General features: G+C 67.7%; 23 protein-coding genes. 11 read left to right on the forward strand and 12 right to left on the reverse strand.

Features of this window, described 5'->3' with window-relative positions:
* Positions 1-58: 58 nt before the first annotated feature.
* From ACH34Q_RS00360 to ACH34Q_RS00370, 3 genes are all read right to left on the reverse strand, one after another.
* Positions 59-2,215: a molybdopterin-dependent oxidoreductase gene (locus ACH34Q_RS00360; protein WP_395980620.1), complete on the reverse strand. Its 2,157-nt coding sequence runs from the start codon at positions 2,213-2,215 to the stop codon at positions 59-61.
* A gap of 68 nt (positions 2,216-2,283) precedes the next feature.
* On the reverse strand, positions 2,284-2,571 hold the full coding sequence (locus tag ACH34Q_RS00365; RefSeq protein WP_395980621.1) for a hypothetical protein: 288 nt from the start codon (positions 2,569-2,571) through the stop codon (positions 2,284-2,286).
* Positions 2,572-2,666: 95 nt separating this feature from the next.
* Positions 2,667-3,314: a YdcF family protein gene (locus ACH34Q_RS00370; RefSeq protein WP_395980622.1), complete on the reverse strand. Its 648-nt coding sequence runs from the start codon at positions 3,312-3,314 to the stop codon at positions 2,667-2,669.
* Positions 3,315-3,425: 111 nt separating this feature from the next.
* On the opposite strand from ACH34Q_RS00370, the gene ACH34Q_RS00375 reads away from it, so the two are divergent.
* The 3 genes from ACH34Q_RS00375 to ACH34Q_RS00385 all read left to right on the forward strand — a co-directional run bounded on the left by ACH34Q_RS00375 (position 3,426) and on the right by ACH34Q_RS00385 (position 6,825).
* Complete coding sequence (locus tag ACH34Q_RS00375) at positions 3,426-3,734, forward strand: hypothetical protein (RefSeq protein WP_395980623.1); 309 nt, start codon at positions 3,426-3,428, stop codon at positions 3,732-3,734.
* A gap of 150 nt (positions 3,735-3,884) precedes the next feature.
* Complete coding sequence (locus tag ACH34Q_RS00380; protein ID WP_395980624.1) at positions 3,885-4,697, forward strand: SAM-dependent methyltransferase; 813 nt, start codon at positions 3,885-3,887, stop codon at positions 4,695-4,697.
* Between the two features lie 175 nt (positions 4,698-4,872).
* On the forward strand, positions 4,873-6,825 hold the full coding sequence (locus tag ACH34Q_RS00385) for a DUF4041 domain-containing protein (protein WP_395980625.1): 1,953 nt from the start codon (positions 4,873-4,875) through the stop codon (positions 6,823-6,825).
* Here the strand turns inward: ACH34Q_RS00385 and ACH34Q_RS00390 are convergent.
* Positions 6,809-7,612 (reverse strand): SGNH/GDSL hydrolase family protein, encoded by an 804-nt coding sequence (locus ACH34Q_RS00390; protein ID WP_395980626.1) that lies wholly within the window; start codon positions 7,610-7,612, stop codon positions 6,809-6,811. The genes ACH34Q_RS00385 and ACH34Q_RS00390 overlap by 17 nt on opposite strands.
* A gap of 173 nt (positions 7,613-7,785) precedes the next feature.
* Here ACH34Q_RS00390 and ACH34Q_RS00395 point away from each other — a divergent pair, with 173 nt between their 5' ends.
* The 3 genes from ACH34Q_RS00395 (at position 7,786) to ACH34Q_RS00405 (ending at position 11,191) form a co-directional block, all read left to right on the forward strand.
* Positions 7,786-8,475, forward strand: coding sequence for a hypothetical protein (locus tag ACH34Q_RS00395; RefSeq protein WP_395980627.1), 690 nt, complete (start codon positions 7,786-7,788; stop codon positions 8,473-8,475).
* A gap of 125 nt (positions 8,476-8,600) precedes the next feature.
* Positions 8,601-9,092, forward strand: a complete 492-nt coding sequence (locus ACH34Q_RS00400; protein WP_395980628.1) for a hypothetical protein — start codon at positions 8,601-8,603, stop codon at positions 9,090-9,092.
* Positions 9,093-9,421: 329 nt separating this feature from the next.
* The gene (locus ACH34Q_RS00405; RefSeq protein ID WP_395980629.1) at positions 9,422-11,191 is read left to right on the forward strand and encodes a serine/threonine-protein kinase; all 1,770 of its coding nucleotides are present in this window, start codon (positions 9,422-9,424) and stop codon (positions 11,189-11,191) included.
* Between the two features lie 52 nt (positions 11,192-11,243).
* On the opposite strand, the gene ACH34Q_RS00410 is transcribed toward ACH34Q_RS00405, so the two are convergent.
* Entirely contained in the window at positions 11,244-11,768 is a 525-nt protein-coding gene (locus ACH34Q_RS00410) for a hypothetical protein (protein WP_395980630.1), read from the reverse strand.
* Positions 11,769-11,997: 229 nt separating this feature from the next.
* Between ACH34Q_RS00410 and ACH34Q_RS00415 the strand changes: the two genes are divergently transcribed.
* Positions 11,998-12,513: a hypothetical protein gene (locus tag ACH34Q_RS00415; RefSeq protein ID WP_395981084.1), complete on the forward strand. Its 516-nt coding sequence runs from the start codon at positions 11,998-12,000 to the stop codon at positions 12,511-12,513.
* Between the two features lie 191 nt (positions 12,514-12,704).
* On the opposite strand, the gene ACH34Q_RS00420 is transcribed toward ACH34Q_RS00415, so the two are convergent.
* From ACH34Q_RS00420 to ACH34Q_RS00445, 6 genes are all read right to left on the reverse strand, one after another.
* Positions 12,705-13,226 carry a hypothetical protein gene (locus ACH34Q_RS00420; RefSeq protein ID WP_395980631.1) on the reverse strand — a complete coding sequence of 174 codons (522 nt, stop codon included), beginning with the start codon at positions 13,224-13,226 and terminating at the stop codon, positions 12,705-12,707.
* The gene (locus tag ACH34Q_RS00425; protein ID WP_395980632.1) at positions 13,223-14,317 is read right to left on the reverse strand and encodes a hypothetical protein; all 1,095 of its coding nucleotides are present in this window, start codon (positions 14,315-14,317) and stop codon (positions 13,223-13,225) included. The genes ACH34Q_RS00420 and ACH34Q_RS00425 overlap by 4 nt, the downstream gene beginning before the upstream one ends.
* A 1-nt stretch (position 14,318) precedes the next feature.
* Positions 14,319-14,732: a hypothetical protein gene (locus ACH34Q_RS00430; RefSeq protein WP_395980633.1), complete on the reverse strand. Its 414-nt coding sequence runs from the start codon at positions 14,730-14,732 to the stop codon at positions 14,319-14,321.
* A 235-nt stretch (positions 14,733-14,967) separates the two neighbouring features.
* Positions 14,968-15,162, reverse strand: a complete 195-nt coding sequence (locus ACH34Q_RS00435; RefSeq protein WP_395980635.1) for a hypothetical protein — start codon at positions 15,160-15,162, stop codon at positions 14,968-14,970.
* Positions 15,163-15,202: 40 nt separating this feature from the next.
* Entirely contained in the window at positions 15,203-15,433 is a 231-nt protein-coding gene (locus tag ACH34Q_RS00440; RefSeq protein ID WP_395980636.1) for a hypothetical protein, read from the reverse strand.
* Between the two features lie 59 nt (positions 15,434-15,492).
* A complete protein-coding gene (locus ACH34Q_RS00445; protein ID WP_395980637.1) occupies positions 15,493-15,897 on the reverse strand; it encodes a hypothetical protein in 405 nt (134 codons plus the stop codon).
* A 403-nt stretch (positions 15,898-16,300) separates the two neighbouring features.
* Between ACH34Q_RS00445 and ACH34Q_RS00450 the strand changes: the two genes are divergently transcribed.
* Positions 16,301-16,864, forward strand: coding sequence for a hypothetical protein (locus ACH34Q_RS00450; protein ID WP_395980638.1), 564 nt, complete (start codon positions 16,301-16,303; stop codon positions 16,862-16,864).
* Between the two features lie 412 nt (positions 16,865-17,276).
* A complete protein-coding gene (locus tag ACH34Q_RS00455; protein WP_395980639.1) occupies positions 17,277-19,352 on the forward strand; it encodes a UvrD-helicase domain-containing protein in 2,076 nt (691 codons plus the stop codon).
* On the opposite strand, the gene ACH34Q_RS00460 is transcribed toward ACH34Q_RS00455, so the two are convergent.
* Entirely contained in the window at positions 19,349-20,878 is a 1,530-nt protein-coding gene (locus tag ACH34Q_RS00460) for a protein kinase (protein ID WP_395980640.1), read from the reverse strand. The two genes, ACH34Q_RS00455 and ACH34Q_RS00460, sit on opposite strands and share 4 nt — an antisense overlap.
* Before the next feature lie 192 nt (positions 20,879-21,070).
* On the opposite strand from ACH34Q_RS00460, the gene ACH34Q_RS00465 reads away from it, so the two are divergent.
* Positions 21,071-22,030: an RNase H family protein gene (locus tag ACH34Q_RS00465; RefSeq protein ID WP_395980641.1), complete on the forward strand. Its 960-nt coding sequence runs from the start codon at positions 21,071-21,073 to the stop codon at positions 22,028-22,030.
* A gap of 17 nt (positions 22,031-22,047) precedes the next feature.
* A complete protein-coding gene (locus ACH34Q_RS00470; RefSeq protein WP_395980642.1) occupies positions 22,048-22,689 on the forward strand; it encodes a DUF4352 domain-containing protein in 642 nt (213 codons plus the stop codon).
* Positions 22,690-22,737 lie beyond the last annotated feature (48 nt).

Genomic DNA, 22,737 nt, shown 5'->3' on the forward strand with positions numbered 1-22,737 from the left:
CGCCTCACCGGCCAGGTAACGCGCTCGCGCGACGGCTGAGGTGACGTTGAACCAAGCCCTAGGCCGGCCCCGCCGGGGCGATGGTGACGGGGATGCCGTTGAGGTGGGCCATGCCCGCCAGCGGTTCGAGATCCTGCGGGTCGGGCGAGGCGAGCAGGTTCACGTTGGCGCCTCCGGCCGCGTTGGCCACCTTCCATCCGCCCTGGTGGCCCCAGCCGTGCGGTACGGCGACGGCGCCCGGGGTCATCTCGTCGGTGATCTTGGCCGGCAGCTCGATCTCGCCGTGCGCGGAGGCGATCCGGCACAGCGCCCCGTCCTTGATCCCGTACGCGGCGGCGTCCTCAGGATTGATCCGGGCCGCATGCTCGCGCTGCCCCCTCATCAGGGCCGGAGCGTTGTGCATCCACGAGTTGTGCGACCGGAGCTCGCGCATCCCGATCAGGCGGAGCGGATAGTCCGTCGACGGATCCGGAGCGCCCGCCAGCCGCTCGATCTCGGCGACGATCTCGGGCGGGTCCACATGAACGCGCTTGTCCTTGTGCACGATCCTGCGGCGCAGGGTTCCGGTCTTGTGGTGCTCGGCCAGGACGATGCCACGGGGATTCTTGCGTAGCCTGCGGATGCTCAGCCCGCCCCGGCGCAGGCCGTACCGGTCGCCGCGCGGGCCGGTACGCAGCAGCGCGTCGACCATGAAGCGGGGCGAGGGCCGCATTCCCAGCCGGTACGCGAGCCGCTGCACCGGCAGGGCGCCCATCCCGAGCTTCATCCGGCGGGCCAGATCGTCGATGATCTCCCACTCCTGCCGGGCCTCGCCGCGCGGCTTGACGACCGCGTCGGTCCAGGTCACGTAGGGCGTGAGGTAGTTCTGCAGGAACGGCAGGGGGAGGTCCTCGCGCTCCAGGAACGTGGTCGCGGGCAGCACGTAGTCGGCCTTGCGCCCCGTATCGGACACGTACAGGTCGATGCACACCAGCAGGTCGAGCTCGTCCAGCGCGGCCTCGAGGGCGGCGCTGCCCGGGACGGTCTGCAGCGGGTTGCCCGCCGACACCACCAGCGCCCGCAGCCGGCCCGGCCCCGGCGTGGTGATCTCCTCGGCCATCACACCGGCGGGGAAGGTGCCCAGGACGTCCGGGTACGCGCCGACACGCGACCTGGTCTTGGCGTACGTGCCCAGCCCCGACCTGCGCAGGATCTCCTCGATGCGCAGCGGCGACTCCCCGAAGATCCCGCCGCCCGGCCGGTCGAGATGGCCGGTCACCAGCGTCACCACGTCGATCAGGAAGGCCGTGAGCGTCCCGTACCGGCCCAGGCAGGTGCCGGTACGCCCGTACACCACGGCGCGTTCGGCGGCGGCCAGATCCCGGGCGAGCGCACGCACCCCATCGGCGGGCACGCCGCTGTGCACTTGGGTGCTCTCCGGCGGGAAGCCGGTGACCAGCTCGCGCAGCGTCGCGACGCCGCGCGCCTGGGCCTCGCACGCCGTGCCGTCCTCCAGCCCCTCCTCGAAGATCACGTTCAGCAGCGACAGCAGCAGCCAGACGTCACCGTCGGGGCGTACCGGCAGATGCTCGTACGCCCGCGCGGTCTCGGTACGCCGCGGATCGGCCACCACGATCCGCCCGCCGCGCCGGACGATCGCCGACAGGTCGTCCCTGATCCGCGGCGCGGTGATCAGGCTGCCGTGCGACACCAGCGGGTTCGCGCCCAGCATCAGCAGCAGGTCGGTCCGCTTGAGATCGGGCATGGGCACCAGCGTCGGCGCGCCGTACAGCAGCGCGCTCGCGGCGAACCGGTTGTTGACGTCCTGTGAGCCGGCCGAATAGATGTGCGGCGAGCCCAGCGCGCCCATGAACGAGTTCAGCCAGAGGGGATGGCTGTAGGAGAAGGTGCCGGGGTTGCCGAGGTACCAGCCGATCCCACCCCCGCCATGCCGCTCGCGCACGGCGTTGAGCCTGCTCGCGATGTCGTCGAGGGCCTCGTCCCAGCTCACCTCCTCGAACTCGCCGTCGGACCGGCGCCGCAGCGGACGCAGCACGCGGTCCGGATCGTTCTGGATCTCCGTCATGGCGATGCCCTTGGGGCAGGCGAACCCCTTGGACAGCGGATGCTCGCGGTCGGGCCGGATCTGGAGCACGGCACCGTCCTCGACGGTCACCTCCAGCCCGCACAGCGGCTCGCAGATCCGACAGTAAGTAAACGCTTGCGCCGTGGCCATGAGCCGATTGTGCCCCGCCGTCCCGGCCCCTGTGAAGGGACGGCGGGCTCCCCGGCACGGTCAGTGGATCAAGCCGCGATGAGGCCGCGCCGACCGCGCCGGCGCACTGCCGGTCGGCCGGGGACCGGGCGGCTCGGGGCGTAGGCTCGGTCGACGGTGGCGATGGCCCAGCGCATCCGCTCCGCGTATGCCTCCGGGTGGTCGCCGGCCTCCTGCGCGACGTACGCGGCGAAGCGGCCGGGCTCACCGCCGCGCAGCCGCCGGCCGATGACCTCTCGCACTCGCTCGTCCGTGGGATGCTCGGACGCCTGCAACGTCGTCGTGAACAGCACTTGTGCCAGATCCGAGGCGTTCATTGGTGGCCTTCTCTCGTGGCGTTCGCTCTACCCATGAACCTACGAGGAGGGTCTGACATTTTCGGGCCCCGCCGACCCGGCCGCGCCCCGCGGGCTCAGCTGATCAGGTAGCGCCCGTACCCCAGCCGGGCCAGCTCCTCGTGCGCCGCCCACGCCGCGTCCGGTACGGGCATCGGCACCTGGAACCCGCGCTCGGCGTACACCACCATCCGCTGCAGGTCGCCGACCATGAGCTCGAGGAAGCGCCGCCCCTCCTCGCCGTCCAGGTACGCGTCGTACCCCACCTCGGGCGCCGACGTGAGCCACTCGACCTCGGGCCACCGGCGCATCGCCGTCGCCAGGGAGCGCCTGGTCATGTACGGCTTGGCGACCAGGATCCCCCGGCTCACCGGTACGCCCGCCAGCAGGCGCCTCGTCGCGGTGATGTTCTCGCCCGTGTTGGTCGCGGTCTCCTCCAGCAGCAGCGCGTGCTCCGGTACGCCGTGCTCCCGTACGACGCGGGCGAACACCCGCGCCTCCGTCTCGTCCCAGTCCGTGGTGACCTTGCCGCGTCCGCCCGATACGACCACCAGCGGGGCCCGGCCCTCGTGCCACAACCGGGCGGCCTGTACGGCGACGCGCGGGTCGTGGCACCCCATCGCCACGATGACATCGGCGGGCGCCAAGGGGGTGCGGAATACCAGGTAGTCCCAAACAAGCCGTCCCAGCTCCCGGGCCTCCGGCCAAGCGTGAGAAAACTTCACGGCATCACTCTGCCCCGCATGCGGCATGTCGTTGCCCATCCGAAACATCCGGCTAGTAGCTTTCAACTGGTTTGCTCCTTACGAAAGGCTCTTACGGAAGGACAGCGTGGTGTGATCACGGCCCTCGTTCTCACCTCTCTGGCCGGCCTGCTCGCGCTGAGCCTGCCACGCCGGTTCCGCCGTTCCCGGAACGCGGCGCGCCCGCGACCGCCGGCTCCGGAACCCGAGCCGACGCCACCCGCGCCGCCGGAAGCGGCCGGCGTGCATCCCGAATCGATGACGGCCGAACTGGAGCCCTGGGAAGAGGAGTACCTCGCCTGCCTGGCCGACGAGCTATGGCCGGAGGACGAGTACCTCGACCTGGAGCACAGCATCGACTACGACGGTGACGGAGACTGCGGCGGCGGCCTGTGCCGCTGACACCGCGTTCCGGCGACCGCGTCCGGCACTCTCCGTGACAGGCGCGGCGCGAACTCCCGTATTTCCGCCATAAATCAACCGGTCTCCGAGACTGTCGGTAATGTGAGGCTCCCAGCCGCGCACGACCAGCCGTACACGAACGGAGGCCCGGTGGAGGCCACTCGCGGGGATTCGACCGAGCTGCAAACCGACCGCCCGCACCCGGCACGGGTGTACGACTACTGGCTGGGCGGCAAGGACAACTTCGCCGCCGATCGCGAGCAGGGCGATCGGATGCTCAAGATCAACCCGTTCATCTCGGACTCCGTCCGGGCGAACCGGGCGTTCCTGCGGCGCGTGGTGGGCCGGCTCGTCCAGGAGACCGGCATCCGGCAGTTCCTCGACATCGGCAGCGGCCTCCCGACGCAGGACAACGTGCACCTGGTCGCGCAGCGGATCGCGCCCGAGACCCGCGTCGTGTACGTCGACAACGACCCCATCGTGCTGGCCCACGGCCGTGCCCTCCTGCAGGGCGCGTCCCAGGGCAGGACCGAGGTCGTCCAGGGCGACCTGCGCGACCCCGACGGCATCCTCGGCGACCCCCAGGTACGCGGCGCGCTGGACTTCGACCGTCCGATGGCGGTCCTGATCAACGCCGTCCTGCATTTCGTCGGCGACGACGAGGACCCGGCGGGCATCGTCGCGCGCTACCGCGACGCCGTCGTTCCTGGGAGCCACATGCTCATAGCCCACGCGTCCTGGGACCTTCACCCGCCCGAGAGCGTCGAAGCCGCCAAGCGGGAGATGCAGAACGTCCCGTTCACGACGCGGTTCCGCAGCCATGAGGAGATCCTCGCCCTGTTCGAGGGCCTCGAACTCCTCGACCCGGGCCTGGTACAGATCTGCGGCTGGCACCCCGACGGCCCCATCCCCGTCGAGCACCGCACCACCAACCTGTTCGGCGGCCTCGGCCGCGTACCGTAACGGCCCCTCCACATCCGGCCACCGGTAAACGCCCGCTCCAGCCGGCGCGTCCCTCTTCTGGAACGGGGACTCGGCGCCAACGAGTCCGACCTTCGCCGGCGACCTCGCTCGCTCCCGGATCATCCGGCCAGATCACCTCCGTTCCGTACCACCGGAGACGAGCAGCGAGGAAACGATGACGGCACCCCACCCCGACCTGCACATCGGCGCCGATGTGGACCCCGGCGAGACCGCCCGGATCCGCCAGGTGCTCGGCCTGTTCGTCAAGGGCGACGAGCGGCTGCTCGCCCTGGTGACGACCGTCAAGGCGCTCCCGAAACTCACGCATGTGGCGGTCACCACGCGGCGGCTCATCGGATTCTGCGCCCCCGAACTCGCCCGCAAGGGCCCGCGCCAGGAACTCCCGCTCACCGCCGTCGCCGCCATCGAGGCCCGCAAGTCGTACCAGCAACGCTGGTTCCTGGTCGTCCAGGACGCATCGGGCGAGGAGACCGACTTCGGCGACCTTCACGACCAGGACGCGCCCCATGTCGTTCAGCTCGTACGCGACCTGACAGCGGCCCCGCCCGTACCGTTCACCCCAGCACCGCCTGCGCCTGTCGCTCCGGTTGCCCCGCCCGTTCCGGTCGGTCCGCGAGGTGCGGACTCGGCGGCGTGGCGCTTCAACTCGCCTCCGGCCTGGCCCAGTCCCCCGAACGGCTGGACGCCGCCACCCGGCTGGGAGCCCGATCCCTCCTGGCTGCCCGCTCCTCCCGGCTGGCAGTTCTGGATTCCGGCCCCCGACGCCGCTCCCCCGGCACTGCCCGTCCCGCCGATGGCGCCGCCGCCGGCCGCGCCGACGTACACCAGCCCACCTCCGCCGATGTCGCCATCGCCCCCTCCCTCCGTACGGGACGAGCGGCGCCCCATGTTCGGTGGCCGGAAACAGCGCATCGAGGAACTCGAGCTGGAGAACGCGCACCTGATCCAGGAACTGGCCCGGCTGGGAGCGCTCGGGACGGTGCAGCTCGCCGACGAGAACCGGCGGCTCCGCGATGAGGCGGCCGGCCTGCATCGCGAAACGCAGGCGACCCGGCGGGAGTACGAGCGCCTGCGGGACGGCATCGTCGAGACGCAGGACCTGGCGCTGCTCCAGGAGGCGGGCGTGTACGAGTACCAGCATCCGCTCGCCGACGCGGTCGCGTACAAGGCCGAACTCGCCAAGGTCAAGGACGGCATCAAGGCCATGGCGCGCACCGGACGGGCCGTCGTCGGCGCCACGGACTGGCAGGTGAACGGGTCGGCCGCCCAGGGCCGCAAGATGGTGACGGACTTCTCCAAGCTGATGCTTCGCGCCTACAACGCCGAAGCCGACAACCTCGTCCGGACGATGCGCCCGTACAAGCTGCAGTCGGCGATCGAGCGGCTGGACAAGAGCGCCCAGACCATCGAGCGGCTCGGCAAGACCATGGACATCCGGGTGAGCGGCGAGTACCGGAGCGTCCGGATCACGGAGCTGCGGCTCACCGCCGACCATCTCGCCAAGACCGAGGAGGAGAAGGAACGCGTCCGGGCCGAGCGCGAGGTGCAGCGCGAGGAGGAGAAGGCGCGCAAGGAGTTCGAGCGGGAGAAGGCGCGCCTGCTCAAGGAGCGTTCACACGTCCACTCGGCGCTCGCCCGCCTGGAGGCCAACGGCGACGCGGCGGGCGCCGCCGAGATGCGCGCCAAACTCACCGACGTCGACGGCGCGCTCACCGACGTGGAGGGCCGCGCGGCCAACACCCGGGCCGGGTACGTGTACGTCATCTCGAACATCGGCGCATTCGGCGAGCGGATGGTCAAGATCGGCATGACCCGCAGGCTCGATCCCATGGACCGGGTCCGCGAGCTGGGCGACGCGTCCGTGCCGTTCCGCTTCGACGTTCACGCGCTGATCTTCAGCGACGACGCGGTGGGCCTGGAGGGCCGCCTGCACCAGACGTTCGCGGAGCAGCGCGTCAACCAGGTCAACCTCCGCCGCGAGTTCTTCTACGCCACACCGTCGGAGGTCCGCGCGACGCTGGAGAGCATCGCGGGCAACCATCTCCTCGAATACACCGAGACACCCGAGGCCCTGGAGTGGCGATCCAGCACTACGCGTCGCGCTTGACCGCCAGTGAACGGCGGGCGGCCGACTTGAGCGCGGGGAGGTAGCCGTCGGCGTGGCCGCGGGCGGTCGGATGGTACGAGTCGCCGAGCGGCCAGGTCACCGAGTTGAGCCACCCGTCGCCCGAGCACAACTCGTGGCCGGAGAACTCGTCCCGTACGTCCGAGAAGACGAAGCCGGCCCGCGCGACCGCCTTCTCGATCGAGGTGTTGAGCGTGTCGGCGGCACCGTTGAGAACGCCGCGTTTGGTCTGGTTGAGCCCGACGCAGCCCTCGCTGTTCTTGAGGTACAGCCGCGGATACCCCAGCACCACGACCCGCGCCGACGAGGCCTTGGAACGGATCGCCCCGTACAGCGTGTCGAGCCGGCCGGGCAGCGTGTCCTCCATGTAGCCCTCGGCCTTCCCGACCGCGGTCTTGCAGGAGGCCGTGGACCGCAGCACGCAGGTCTCCATCACCTTGCCGAACCCGGCGTCGTTGCCCCCCACCGTGACGCTGACGAGCGTCGTGGACGAGCTGAGCGCGCTCAACTGCCCGCTCGTGACGGTGGGGATCGTCGCCCCGGAACAGGCCACGAACTTGAACGAGTCGGGCGAATTGGCCGCCGCCCACTTCTTCGGATAGGCGTGCGCGCTCCGGTTGCACACCCCGGCCCCGGGGTCGTAGCCGCCCGCCCCCGTACCCGAGGAGTACGAATCGCCGAGCGCGACATAGTTGATCGCGGCCGCCGAAGCGGGACCGGAAACAGTGACAGAACCGACAGTGAGCGCAAAGGCACTGAAAGTGACCACTGCACAGCGGGAGGCGTACATTCGATACTCCATGGTGGCGTTTCGATCCGTCTCGCATCGCTTATACCCCGGCCGACAATTATCGAAGCCACGACATGATCAGCTGCTTTCGTCACTTTTCGCCATTGAAATCCCTTTTATCTGCAGCCCGCTGATCACCCGGAGGCTTCTCGATGCCCCTTGATCGGATCAATGCCGGCGAGCCGGCCGACCTGCGTACCGGGGACCCGGCCCTGGACGACCCCGCGAACGGCGCCACCTGGGACACCGCCCGCACCATCGAGGCCCGGCCGCTGATCGAGATCCTCACCACCCCGGGCCCGCCGATCAAGATCGCGGGCGCCCGCATCACCGGCCGCCTCGACCTCGAATCCCGTACGCTGCCGCGCTCCCTGCTGCTGCGCGCCTGCCACCTGCAGCACGCCCCCAACCTCGACGAGGCGTCCGCGTCGACGATCCGCCTTCCCGGCTGCCATCTGCCCGGTCTTTCCGCCCGCCAGTTGCGCACCACGGGCGACGTCGAACTGAACGACGGTTTCACCGCCAACGGCGAAGTCGACCTGCTCGGAGCCCACATAGGCGGAAAGATGACGTTCTCAGGCGCCACTCTCCGCAACCCGGGCGGCCGTTCCCTGAACGCCGATCGCCTTACCGCCGTAGTAGCAGGCCTCACCGGCCTCATCAAACGCTGCCCCCTTCCGGCACGTCCCATATCGCACTTTTGGCACTTTTCGTCCCAAGGAATCTCGCCGACGACTGGACAGTCCTTTGACTACCCCACTAGAGTCACTGCCCGAATTGCTATGACAGACTTTGGTTTGTCATCAGATAGGCAAACAAAAGAATCTCGACGTCACCAGTAACAAGTGGACGGCCACATCACATGCCCCGAATCTCCCGGTCGGATTCCCGTCTCCCGCTCGTTCTGCCAACGGTGTTCGTCGCACTGGTCGGACTGAGCGCTTGTAGCAACCCGGGACCAGAAGACGTGGAGCCGAAGTTCGAGAACACCGGCGTCATCATTCCCGAACCATGCAAGCTGATCAGCACTGCTCTCACGGACCATCTGATCGGCCCTTCCACAGGAAACAGGAATCGAGCGGGAGACCATCCAGGCAATACTCGCCCTGAGTGCGAGTGGACAAGTCGTGACACCAAAGGCCACAAGGCCAAGCAAGGCAAAATCTACGCGCACGTGTCCGCTCAGACGAAACGACTGATCGGCGAAGACGAATACTTGCAGTCCAAGGCGGGATACTCGGCGTTCATCTCTGGAAAGAAGTGCCGGCAGCCAGCGGTCAGCGCAACTCAAGCCTGCTGGTACAGCGATTCCACCACTGCTCTTGGAGTCGTGATCCGCAAGGGTTACTTCGTCGTCTGGGTGAGCGTTACGGGCAGCAACTCACCCGGCCTCACCGCCGCCGAGTTGCCGACGTCAGCCGATCGCGTGGCGGAGGACATCGTCCAGGGCCTGCCTTAGAGGAGCCTGGCCGGCGGTCATTGGCCACCGTTTCTCACCACAACGAACCACTCGGCCGACCCTCACACTGCAACCCGGTTCAGGACAGGGCCGCGATGGTCCGTTATCAAATGGCGAGCGCGTATTTGGAACGCGGTATCGATGAAGCCGCCGTTGACGAATTACGCGCGGACCGGCCTGGCCGGAACCGGACATGGACCGTTCACCGGCAGCGAAGGGGTTCATGAAGTTCACAGACGATTTCTACGTTAACTTCGGTGCACACAAACCCCTCAACAGCCGTCCGAGATGGCAGAACGCCTGAGCCGGACACGACAGGAAGGCCGGAAATGAGCGCGGCGTACAGCCGGCCCCTCACGTCGCGCGATCCCGAACGGCTGGGCGCTCATCGTCTCCTCGGCCGCCTCGGTGAGGGCGGTCAGGGCGTCGTCTACCTGGCCGAGACCGAGCAGGGTGAACGAGTCGCCATCAAACTGCTCCACGAGAGTACGCACACGAACGTCCTCAAAGAGGTGCGAGCCGCCCGGAGGGTCGCCTCTTTCTGTACGGCACCGATCCTGGACATGGGGCACGAGGACGGCGTTCCGTACGTCATCACCGAGTTCATCGACGGCCCCACCCTGCAACTGCAGGTCCAGCAGCGCGGCGTCCCGTCCGGGCCGGTCCTCTACCGGCTGGCCATCGGCACCGCCACGGCGCTCGCCGCCATTCACATGGCGGGCGTCGTCCACAGGGACTTCAAGCCGGGGAACGTCCTGCTCGGGCCCGATGGACCCCGCGTCATCGACTTCGGCGTGGCCCGGACCCTCGATGCGACGCTCACCGCGACCAGTTCGATCATCGGCACCCCGTCGTACATGGCCCCCGAACAGCTCGCCGGCGCGACCGTCACTCCTGCGACCGACGTCTTCGCCTGGGCCGCCACGATCGCCTTCGCGGCCAGCGGCCGTCCCCCGTACGGCCAGGATTCCCTGCCCGCCGTCATGAACCGCATCATGACCGGCAAGCCCGACCTCGACGGACTCGGCGGCCCCCTCCGCGAACTGGTGAGCCAGTGCCTCCAGAAGGACCCGCAGCGGAGGCCGCACAGCCGGGACGTCCTTCTCCGGCTACTCGAACACTCCGGCGGCCCTATCAACGCCTCGCAAGCCCTGGCGCGGGGCCGCGCCCTGGCCACGGCCGACGATCAGACTCTCGCCAACGCCCGTACCGCCCGCTGGACCACCGTCCGCCTGCCGCCCACACGTCCGGTACGGCGTCGGTACCTGTACGTGGGTGCGGCAGCCGTCATGGCGCTGGTAGCGGTAATGGCCACCGGCTCCATCGCCGCCCCAGTTGCACCGGTGGCAGTTTCTGCCCCCGCCGCCGAACCGCTCAAGTCGAGCACGCCTGAAAGCACAGCGAAGAAGCCCGCACGCAAATCCGTCCCGGCACGGCCGGCGATGCCCAATTCGCCGGCCGAGATCGCCACCGCCATCGACAATGCCGTGAGCGCGCGCCGTACCGCATCCTTCTCCGCCGAAGGCGCCCTGGGGCAGGGTGAAGACGTCTTCGAATCCAAAGGACGCTTTCAGTACAATCCCGGGGCGGGAACGAACTATGACGTGACCGTCCGGGCCCCTTCGGTCGGCCTTGGAGCCGGCCACAAAGAGCGCATCGTCCTCATCAACAACAAAGCCTATTACCGAAATAATGTCGAGCGTGAATACTCCGCCCACCCGGACGCGGACCAGAGGGACACCCCCCATGTCTGGATGGCGGTTCAGGCCCGCTGGGTGAGTTCGCCGTACAATATTCAGGCGCTGATGCGGAACACCACCTCCATCAGACGCGGAGAAGACGCTGGCACCCGTACCTTCCGAGGAACGGTTCCCTGCGACATCCTCGCCGCGAGCGGCCCGGTCGCATCGTTCTACGAGTTCTTCACCGGTGCTCCCAGCAGAGCCACCTACACGCTGGTGGTCACGCGCTCGCACTTGCCCGTGCGGCTCGACATCAACGTCTTGACGCATGCCGGGCCCGGCACGAACCTGCACTCCTTCTATTCCGTCACGTACCGGAACTGGGGCGCCAGTGGCACCATCACCGGCCCGAACTGAACGAGCAGGCCAGGGCTGGCGGTGCTTCCCCGGCCCCTCTGATGACTCCTGGCTACGCCGTTGCGTCGGCGGACGTCTCGGCTTGGCGCACTCTGGCCTGATAGCCGGCGAGATGGTCGGCGCGCGTTCCCGCGAGGGACCCGAGGGCGTCGCGGAGCAGGCCCGCATCCCCCTGAGGCAGCCGCAGCAACGGACGGCGCAGCCGCACACTCCATGACCGGGGATCCGGGAACGCCTCCAGACGTTCGACGAGGGGGCCCAACTCCACGCCGTTCCCCCACGGAGCGAGCGCCTCGACGCGGAGGTCGCAGCCCCGGGTGAAGGCGCGCTCCCCGAACTCGACGGGCCGCTCCAGTGCGGCCACAACCGACTCCACCACGGCCCGCCCGATCACCCGCCCTCTGTCCCGGGTGGGGTTGCCGAACGCACCGCGCGTGGCATAGATCAGCAGTTCGTCCTCTACCGCAAGCCGGTCGACCTCGGACCGCGCGGTCGGCGGGAAGGCCATGCGCTGGTCACCCAGCACCCAGGCGATGGCGTCGCGATCTCCCAGGATCAGAAGGTAGGACTCGCTCACGAGCCCACAGTAGCGCCCGGCACCGAGACCATCCACGAGCTCTCACGTCGACCGTCTCTACAGAGCCTGACATGGCCGTGAATCCAATAAACCACTAGTATTATGGTTGACGCACCTGCTCTCAGGCACCATAGTGTGACGCACACGACGTCCAGGTACCTCGGCCAACGACTCCTATCAGGCCCCTCCGACACTCATCTCCCTTCCTTCCTCTGCACAGGAGCAGCTGATGGGACGCATGAATTGGGACAAGGTCAGACAACAGGATCAGCTCGCCGAAGCGGCGAGCGAGTACTACCTCAACGAAGCCATGACGGGCACCGCCCCCTTCGACATCCCCCGGTTCAAGACACCCGACGAGCCGGAATGGCGAGCGTTCCGAGAAGACCTCAAGAAGCAGATCTGGGGTGATGGCCTGGATCCCGGCACCCGGGCCGAGGAGCAGGCCGCCACGATGGCCGAGGAACGGCGCGCACAGGAACTCCGCCGTGTTCAGACCCTGCGGCAGGACGTGGTCCGGCACCGGCGCCTCGGCCATAGGAAGATCGTCGAGCAGCATTGCGAGGAGGCACTCTCCCTGCTGGCGCACCATCCCGACCAGACGGCCGCGCGAAACTGGTTCACCGGACAGATGTCCCTCGTTCCGCCTCGCCCGTCCTCCACCCCCAAGGTGAACGTAGGGGCGCAAGGACGGGCCGGACCTGCGAAGCCGCGGTCCCGTCGAGGACCACAGCACCGCCCCTGATCCCTGCCTCCGCTGCCGGAGCGACTTGACGTCGGCCGCTCCGGCTACGGAGGTGACTTCCCATCACGAACTTCAGGTTTCTCCCTAGCGACATGACTACGCGTTCGAGCTTTCTCTGGTGAACGTCATGACGCCCTGCGCGCACCGGCAGAAGTCTCGACCTTCGTCCAGAGTCCAATACGCCAGGCGTTTCACGAGTAGGCCTCGAACGCCCCGACCACTTGGCATTCCCGGTTCTCCACATGAGTGGTGGCGACGGCTCGGTTGGTCGAGTCGTTCTCGTTCTCGTCCGTCCACACCGTCGCGGTGGGGCCTTCCGGGATGGGGCGTCCGAGGTCGCGGGCCAGTTTCCGAAGGCGCTCCAACGCGATCGAGTCGGCCTGCTTCACGCTGCCGCGCACGAGGTCGTTGTCGGTGGCGAACTCGGGGAAGGCCGAGCATGAGGTGACGAACGAGAACCACAAAAAGTAGGGCCTGGAGTCGTGCCTGGCCAAGTAGCGCACCTCGGATACAACGGGCGGAAGACGCAGCCTCAGGTCATCGGCCGCCCGTTCGAAGGAGATCCGCGGATCGGAGCCCTTGGCGGTGCGGGGGTCGGCGTTCCCCTCGGCGAACGGCCCGTCGGGTGTCCACAGCAGCGTGTAAGCCGCCGTCCCGGCCGAGACCACCAACACGGCGCCGACGAGCGCGGTGAGCAGGGAACGCGCCTTCACCGTCGGTATTCCGATGATCCGTAGACGTCGAAATCCCGCGTCAGGCCGGTGGTGTTCAGATGGGATATGTCGGGCTGGTTCACGGTCCCCACCAGAGGCGCCTTGAACGGAAGCCGGTCCTCATCGGCGGTTCCGAAATTATACCGCTTGTAGAATTCGACGGTGTAGTTGCCTCCCTCACCGTGCACTCTGTACTGGTAGCCATTAAATGCATAGTACATATCAAGGTTCGTGCGGTAATCAAAATTGGCGCTCTTCCAGCCGGAATCGAACCGTCCCGACCCGGGATTCTGGGCCAGCGTTCGCTCGATCTCGCTTCTCATCTCCGGGCTGCGATCCATGATCTCGCCGGGATTGACGTGCCTGGTGTCGCCACTTCCAGCAAGCCAGTGGGCGAGCAGACTCCCCGCGATGGGCCACTGCTTACTGAAGCCGCCGAGCGCGATCAACTCGACCTTACGGTACGTCTCCCGGTCGCGGTCGGTCGGTGATTCCACTCCCCAGGGACGACCGAAGTCCGTCACCGGCCACAGCGGCGGGACGTCGGTGAGATCGGTCGGGAGGTTTTCCCGCCAGGCGTTCTCGGCGAAAAGCTTCGGGAGTGCCGCTGCGAGTCTCTGGTCGGTCTTCGTCGCATGGTCGATCGCGGTCCGCATCGCACCACTGAGACGCCGCAGGGTGGCGCCCCACATGATGCGGCTCTCCGGATCGTGACGATCCGCCGCCGGAAGCGGGGGAGCTGTGAGCGAGCCGTCATCTCCGACCCGGATATGCAGGCTGTGGGCCTCGTTCATCGCGTTCCGCAGGTCCCGTTGAGCCTGCCGGAATTCCTGTTCCGCTCCGGCAAGAGTGTTGTAGATGCTGAACGCGGTAAACGAGGCGCGCTTCAGCCGCTGGTGTTCCGGAGTGATCTCGCGCTTCGCGACCTCCGAGGCGATCCCTTTCCAGCCGGACCGATCGACGCCACCGATGACGTCGGTGGCGTAGACCTGTGCCGATCCGCGGATGTAGTTCGCATAGGTGAGCCAGGCCTGGCTCGCGGTCTTGAGTTCGTCGAAACGGGCGTCTCTGAGCGAAGCGAAGCCCACCACGTCAGTTCCCCACGTTCCAGACCTTGTTGATCGCCGCTCGAATCTTCTCCTCGGCCTGGCGGTAGGCGGTGGCGGTCCTCGCCAACCGCGGGCCCATACTGTCGATGTGATCGGCCAACAATTTCCCGTTGGAATGCCACGAGTTGACCAGCCCGTTCAATTGAGCCGCAGAACTGAACCCGTTGAGTCCCTTGGCGGCCGCTTCAGTGGGTCGGCCTGTCTTACTGATGCCTGATCGGACAAAGTCCGCGACCACGTCGCAGGCCCGGGCGGCATCACCGAGCGACTCGAGTTGGCGATACTCGAGCTTCCCTGGATTGTCCAGAATAGGAGCCAGGTGAGGGGGGACACCGGGAGTCCCCGTGGGTGATGCTCCGGGATTGAGGAGTTTCTCCAGCCCGGAATGATCTCCCATGGTCTCGGCCCTTTCTCCTGCCGGCGCGTGATGCTCCCCTAGCGAGGCGGCTGCATCGACGTTCAGCCAGGAGGCTACGTGAGATCAGCAATATTACGGGAGACTCTGGCCCATGGCCGATCCTGGACAATCCCGATCCCGATCCTGTGCCAGGGCCACGTATCGCATCCCCGATCACCACGTCCGGAGCACATATGGCGCCACGCGACGGCCCGAACATGCGACCTCAAGGAGATCATTCGAACACCTCGCCTCGCGGAATGTCCGACGACATCGTTCTGATCAGGCACGTCCGATGGACGAAGAGTTCCTGCGAAGGAAACCCGTCCAGCCGGGAGACGGTGAGCCTGCGGAGTTCCGGCGAAGCCTCAGGGATCGTGCCGGCGCAGAACGAGCAGGTGAAGGCGGCGCGGGCGTCGTCCGGGTCCATGGAACGCGAAGATATCGCCGCACGGGCATGGGCGGCGCGCTCATCGACCAGGCGGCCCGGCCGTGAATCTGACGCGGTCGGCGAGAGCGTCGTGCGCGCCGTCGAGGTCAGCGAGGCGCGCGGCGAGGGTGGCGGTGGCGAGGCGTTCGGGTAGTGCCTCGTTGAATTTCAGGCCGCGTAAGGCACGCTGGTCGATGTCGGGCAGGCACAGGCGGTCGGCAGCATCGGTGGTCGCGGCCTGCCACATCTCGCGGGTCAGGTCGGGACGCAAGCGGATCCATTCGTCCTGGTAGCGCTGTGTCTCGTCGGTCAGCCCGGCCAGGGTCGCGGTCAGGACGGCGTTGGCGCGGAATCCGGCCCAGGTCCACCAGCGGACGTCTGCGTCGCCGTCACGGGTGATGACCGTGCGCCGGGGTGCACCGTGCCGGTGTTCCTTTCGCGGGCTTCCGTCAGGTGCCGTACGGCACGGTCGGTCAGCGCCACGGCAGGGTCGGCGCCCAGGAGAACCTCGCGCAGGCGCGGGTCAAGGCGAAGCCGGTGCCGGTCACCGCCGTGCCGTACCAGCGCGCCTTTCCCATCTGGTCGGACGTCGACCTTGGTCCTCACCAGCATGGCCTCGATCGATTCGGGCGTGGTGAGCAGCAGGTCCGGCGGGTCGCGGAGGATGCGCTGCCGGGCGGGATGCGTGACGTCGCCGTGCCAGAGCGCGACCCGGCCTATGGCCACGGTTTTCATAACCAGCGTCCACCTGAGGCGGCCGCAGCAACGGCCAGCTGAACGCGAACTCCATGACAGCGGATTCGGGAACGCCTCCCGACGGTCGGCACAGGAACCTGACTTCGCGCCGTTCCGCCACGTGGACAGCGTCGCGACTCGTAGGTCGCGGCCATTTCTGACCCCGTTACGGCCTACCCGACCACCCGCCCTCTGTCCCGGAGCGGCGGTGCCACATCCACCACCCGCGCATCATGTCCCTTTGAAATGCCCACATTGTGCGATCATGGGCGCACACAGAGGCAGGGCATGCTGCCCCACAAGGGCATACGGCTTTTCGTCTCCCGAACATGAGATGCACTGGCGCGGACGCGGCTGGGAACGGGGTGCCTGAATGGGAATGCTCGCTGGGCAGAGGCCGTTCTTGCTGGCCGCCATCCCGCTCCTCGCCGGAGTGGTCATCTGGATGATCGCGCTCGCGCGGCGTTGGACGCCCCGCTTACTCGTCGGCCGCGCCTCGCTGAAGAACGACGGGCTCGGCTCGCGCGTCCGGCTGATCCCGACCGCCGCGCGGCTCGTCCTTCCGGTCCACCTGGCCGGAGTCGGCGGCGCTGGGCAACGGTTCGACCTGTCCCTGATCGATGTGCGCCCCGACACCGATCTCTGCGGTATCCGGGCAGGTGAGCTGTCCGAGCTGCGGGACAGGAATCTCTTCATGGTCCTCCACCCCGTCTATCTCGAGCTCTGGCTGCGTTCAGGGAGGTCCTACCGGCGCGCTGCCGCGCTGCCCTGGACCGAGCTGCACCGTGTCCGCTTCATCGCGCACGACCCCGACGGCATCGGTGTCGTCGACGATCGGTATCGCGGCTCTGTGGGAACCCTCCAGGCGTCCGTTTCCGAAGGCCTGCACCTGTACCTCCTGGTGCGCGTCAAGCCCGCGCCGGCCCTGCTCGGGCCAGGCTCGACCAGCCCGAACGGGTTCGGATGAGCGCGGTCGGCAAGAGCCGGCTGTAGTGGACCCTGGTCAGATCGAAGCGTCCGGTAGGGCGGGGCTTCCGCGCCGACGTCGTGCAGGGTCTTGCCGATGTGAAGGTACGGGTTCTCGGCGATGATCGTGTCGTCGTAGTAGCCGGGGTGCGGGAGCCTTCTCTCGCCCCGGACGCGCCGCTGGTAGTCGGGGTCGGAGGGCTTTTCGAGGGCGTCGACGATGCTGTCTCGCATCTGGGGATACTCGATCACCGGTGCTCCCGAGAGGGGTGTCGGGGCGCGAAGGTACCGGGGTGCGAGGCTGTCCGCGGGTGGACAGGAGGGTGGCGGGACAGTTTGGGCGGCAGGCACTTACTTCGCTTCTAGGATGTGACCGACATCGTGTCAGGTGGCGGTTAAGGAGACCCGGAGCAGTGGCTCAGTTGGCTGTCGCGAACTCGTTCATGCCGCAGTACGCCGGGCTGGACCCGAAGGTGCGCAAGGGTGTGGAGGCGGCGTTCGCCAAGTTCGCCGAGCACACGCATGCGGGGCTGCATCTGGAGAAGCTCAACTCGGCGAAGGACCCGCGGATCCGGACGATCCGGATCGATCAGAGCTGGCGCGGGGTGGTGCTGGCTCCGGAGCGGGGCGATGTCTACTGCCTGCTGTCGGTGCTGAAGCACGACGAGGCGATCGCATTCGCGAAGAGCCGGAAGTTCACGGTCAATCAGGCGATCGGGGTGCTGGAGGTCCGGGACCAGCAGGCGCTGGACGAGATCTCGCCAGCGCTGGAGAAGGCCGCGGAGACCAGTGAGGAACGGCTCTTCGAGCACCTTTTCGACAAGGATCTCGTCAAGCTGGGGGTCGACCGGGAGCTCGTTCCGCTGGTGCGGCTCATCACGACCGAGGCGCATCTGCAGGCGTTGGAGAAGTACCTGCCGGAGCCGCAGTACATCGCGCTGCTCGCGCTGGCGCAGGGCATGACGGTGGATCAGGCCTGGGCCGAGGTGGCCAAGTGCCTGGCGAGCGAGCAGCCGCCTCCGATGGTGGATCCGGACGACATCGTCACGGCCATGCGCCGGACGCCCGAGCAGGTCGTGTTCGTGAACGGGCCGGAGGAGCTGCGGGAGATCCTGGCGCATCCGTTCGACACGTGGCGGATCTTCCTGCACCCGATCCAGCGGAAGGTGGCGCTGCGGGCGTCGTACAGCGGTCCGGCGCAGGTCAGCGGGGGTGCGGGGACGGGGAAGACGGTGACCGCGCTGCATCGGGCGCGGCATCTGGCGGCGGCGGACGAGGGGACGCGGATCCTGCTGACCACGTACACCAAGAACCTCGCGGAGGCGCTGGGCAAGCAGCTGGCGCTGCTGATCGAGGACGAGGGGATCCGGGGCCGGATCGAGGTCAACAACATCGACAGCGTCGCGTACGGGATCGTGGGCGAGCACCACAAGCCGGGCATCGCGGGTCCGGACGTGATCGATCCGCTGTGGGAGGAGGCGTCGGAGGGGCTGCCGTACTCGTCCACGTTCCTGCGGCGTGAGTGGGAGCACGTGGTGCTGGCGCAGGACCTCGTGAGCGAGGAGGAGTACCTGGCGTGCAGCCGTACGGGACGGGGCGTTCCCCTTGGGAGGGCGCAGCGTTCGGTGGTGTGGAAGGCCATCGCGACGGTGGTCGAGGGGCTGCGGGAGGCGGGCAGGTCGACGTTCCCGCAGATGGCGAACGAGGCGGCCGAGCTGGTCGGGAAGCCCCGGTACGACCACGTGATCATCGATGAGGCGCAGGACATCCATCCGACGCAGTGGCGGCTGCTGCGGCGGCTGGTGGCGAGCGGTCCGGACGATCTGTTCATCGTCGGCGACCCGCACCAGCGGATCTACGACAGCCATGTGTCGCTGGGCGCGCTCGGGATCAACGTGCGCGGACGCAGCGCGAAGCTGAAGCTCAACTACCGGACCACGCAGGAGATCCTGAGCTGGTCGGTGCCGCTGCTCGGGATCGTTCCGGCGCAGGGGCTGGACGATTCGGCCGACACGCTGGACGGCTACCGGTCCCCTATTCATGGGCGGCGCCCTGTGGTCCGGGTGTACGAGGACCTGGACGCGGAGTTGGACGGGCTGGTCGAGCAGGTGCGGCGCTGGTTGGACGACGGGGTCGAGCCCTCCTCCATCGGGGTCGCCGCCCGTTACAACTACGTGGTGAAGAAGGCCGTGGACCGGTTGAAGGACGCCGGTATCAAGGCGTACCAGGTGAACAGCAAGTCGCCGGGCATCAAGGTCGGAACGATGCACCGGATGAAGGGCCTGGAGTTCCGGTGCGTCGCCGTGGTGGGAGTGGACGAGAACTCCGTTCCGTCGTCGTCCGCTGTCACGGCGGAGGAGGAGGACCCCAAGGCACACGCGCAGGACCTGCAGAAGGAACGGTGCCTGCTTTTCGTGGCGTGTACGAGGGCGCGCGACCATCTGTACGTGTCGTACGCGCAGGAGCCGAGTTCGTTCCTGCCGGCCTAGCCGCCCAAGAGTTCGACGATTCCTGGTACTTGCGGGTGGTCGTCGCCATAGGCGTCCTGGATGTCGGCCAGGAGTTCTTGCAGTTCTTGCCTGCCCTGTACGGTACGGCCCGCCGCGAGGTGGAGGCGGCTCGTGCGCTCGCGTACGCGCAGGGACATGTCGTCGTAGGGGTCGGAGATGTCGGCGAGCAGTGCTTCCAGGAGACGGATGGCCTCGCCGGTCTCTCCTAGTTGGGCCTGGCATACGGCCGCCTGCTCGCGGCAGTGCAGCACCTTGTCGTCGTCCGGCCCGAACCATTCGGCTAAGTCGACGGAGGCGGCCCTGTAGGCGGGGATGGCGCGGCGGTAGTCGCCGCCCTGGTAGAGCACTTCCGCTAGGTCGAGCCGTAGTGCCAGGACTCCGGAGTCGTCGTCGCCCAGGGCGAGCAGTGCGGGCTCGGCAAGGTCGGAGAGCAGTTCTGCCGCCTGGGTGAAGCGCCCTGCGGAGGCAAGGTCGGCCGCTTCCACTCTTGTTTGGGCCACCTCCTCGGGGGAGGGCAGCTTCACCGGCTCTGCGACGGGCAGGACGACCGGCGCTGGTGTCGGCCTTGGCGGTTTGTCGGCGGGGCGGATACGGGCCTGAACGCTGCCGTACAGCCGGGATGGTGCGGCGGTGATGTCGACGGTGCCCGGCAACGGTTCGAGGTCGGTGACGAATTCGAGGACGCGGTCGAACACCCTCTGCGCATCCGCGGGACGGTCGGCGGGCTGCTTGGCCAGCATCTGCAGTACGAGGGTCTCGAACGCGACCGGAGTCTCTGGGCGCTGCCTGCAGATGGACTCCGGTGCGTCGTCCTCATGGCGGCGCATCACCTCGTACGGGGTCTCCCCTAGGAAGACCCGCCGTCCGGTGAGGAGTTCGTAGAGCACGCAGCCGAGCGAGTAGAGGTCGCTCTGCGGGCTAGGGCTTCCGTACATCTGATCTGCGGCGGTGTACCCGATCGTGTAGGGCGCGCCCACGCCCGTCGATGTTCTGCGCGTGTCATCGGGGGCAAGCCCTACGGCGACGCCGAAATCGAGGACTTTCACCGAACCGTCAGCACAGACCATGAGGTTGCTGGGCTTGAGGTCCCGGTGCACTAGAGGCCGCTGATGCGCGACGGCCAGAACGGCGCAGACCTGTGCCGCTATGAGGGCGACCCAGGAGACCGGCAACGTTCCGTGCGCGTCGATCAGGTGGTCTACGGTCACGCCCTCGACGTACTGCATCACCAGGTAGAGCGCAGGGCCGCGTGCGTCGTCCTGGTGCTCGCCGAGGTCGTACACCGTGGGCACGCCGGGGTGGTCGAGCCAGGCGGTGCTGCGGGCCTCCTGCTCGAACCGGCCGATCAGGTCCCGGTCGGTGCCGGCCTCGGGGGCGAGGATGAACTTGACCGCGAGCCTGCGGTCGAGGAGCTGGTCGTACGCGCGCCAGACCTCGCCCATGCCGCCGCGCCCGATCGGCTGGTCGAGCTCGTAACGTCCCGCGAGCACGAGCCCCCGACGCACATCCGCCTCCCCAGGCCCAGGGCCTCTCCCGCGAGAGGCGTACCACCAGTGTCCCCTCCGTACACGCATAGCGCCATCTCACTGATTTTGAGCGTCCAGCATTCACAAGGTTGATTGCATTCACAGAAGCGAGTGTGGTTTCCTGTGTACATCAACCCGCAGCGTCCCCCTCGAAAGCGGAGCTGATGCCCGATGCCCATCACCACCTTGCGGCCCATCACCACCCTGCGACTGCACGACTTCGACGCCGTCCTCGTTCGCCTTCCGGCTCCGCTGGCCGACCGCGTCCAGCGGCTGAGGGCGTGCGCCACCCGCGCGTACGGCTGCACCTGCTGCCGCGTAGCGCGGCGGGCCCTGCGGCTCTGCTTCGAGGCTCAGGAAACGGGCCGTGGCCGCCTAGCGGAGGACCTGCTCGCCGAAGCCGAGTACTACGTGGCCATAGGCACCCACCAGGCGTCCTGCCCCCAGCTCCCGCCGCCGCCGAGAAAGCGTGTGGACACGTCGCTTTCCCAGGGAGAGGTGAAGCGATGGGCGAACCATTCCGGTCCCCTTGTGGCGGCCACGGATGCGAGCTGGAAGCGCGGTACCGGAGGCCTCGGCTATGTCGTCAGCGACGGCCGCTGGGGAATGCGGGGATGGCGGCCCGGCAATCAGGACCCGACCGGTAAGCGCAAGGTCCTCATCAGCGAACTGCGCGCCGTTTCGCTCGTACTCGAACGTGTCGGGGACGGACGCACGCTGCTGCTGGTGGACAGCCTGTCCGCGCTGCGTTTCCTGTGGGCCTGGCAGCGCGGGGACGTCTCGTGCATGCCCGAGGGGTACGACCTGCGTCCTCGCAGATACGGCCCGCCCACCCTCGTACGGCTCGCCGAACGGGTCTCCACGTGGCCGTCCCTACGGATGGAGCACGTCAAGGCCCATTCGGGCCATCCGCTCAACGAAACCGCAGACTCGCTCGCTTCCATGGCCCGGCGCCGTACCGACGGGGAACTCGTCCCCGCAGGCCGCGCCGAAGGCCTGGTCGAGACGTTCCTGCGCGCCTGGCACGACGACCAAAGCCACGCCGACCAAAGCCACACACCTCGCCACAACGGCCAGGGCCATACCGCCCAGAGCCGTGACCGCCAGGGCGACAACGCCCTGGCCGCCTGACAACAACGGAGTAAGACATGTACACCCCGACCCCAGCCCCGTACGGCCCGCGCCAAGGCAAGCAGAGCAACAACAAGGGCTGCCTGTACGGCTTCATCGGGGCCGCCACCCTGTTCGTGATGGTCGGGGCGTGCGGCGTCATCGTCGGCGCATCCGGCCAGACGGGCTCCAGCACCATCACCACCGCCACCTCCCCCACCGCCTCTCCCCTCACGGCGGCCCCCGGCAAGACGAGAACGCCGAAGAAGAAGGTCACCAACGGGATCGGCAAGCCGTACCGGGACGGGAAGTTCTCGTTCACCGTCACCAGGGTGAAGAAGGGCGTCAAGCGCGTCGGCGGCCAGTACTTCGGCGAGGAGGCCCAGGGCCAGTTCGTCTTCGTGTACGTGACCGTCAAGAACATCGGCGACGACTCCCGCACGTTCATGAGCGCCAACCAGACCCTCTACGACACCGGCGGCCGCAAGTTCGAGGCCGACGGCGAGGCGACCTTCGTCATGGCCGAGGAGTCCAAGGCCTTCATCGAGGACATCAACCCGGGCAACTCCGTCAAGGGCATCCTCATCTTCGACGTCCCCAAGGGCGTGAAGCTCAAGTCCGTCAAGCTGCACGACTCGATGTTCTCCGGCGGCGTGATCGTCCCCCTGGGCAACCGCTGATCCGATCCAGGTACGGCCACGCACGTGCGGCACGTACGAGAGGAGCGC

The organism is Actinomadura sp. 9N407, assembly GCF_044326315.1.
Classification (GTDB): domain Bacteria; phylum Actinomycetota; class Actinomycetes; order Streptosporangiales; family Streptosporangiaceae; genus Spirillospora.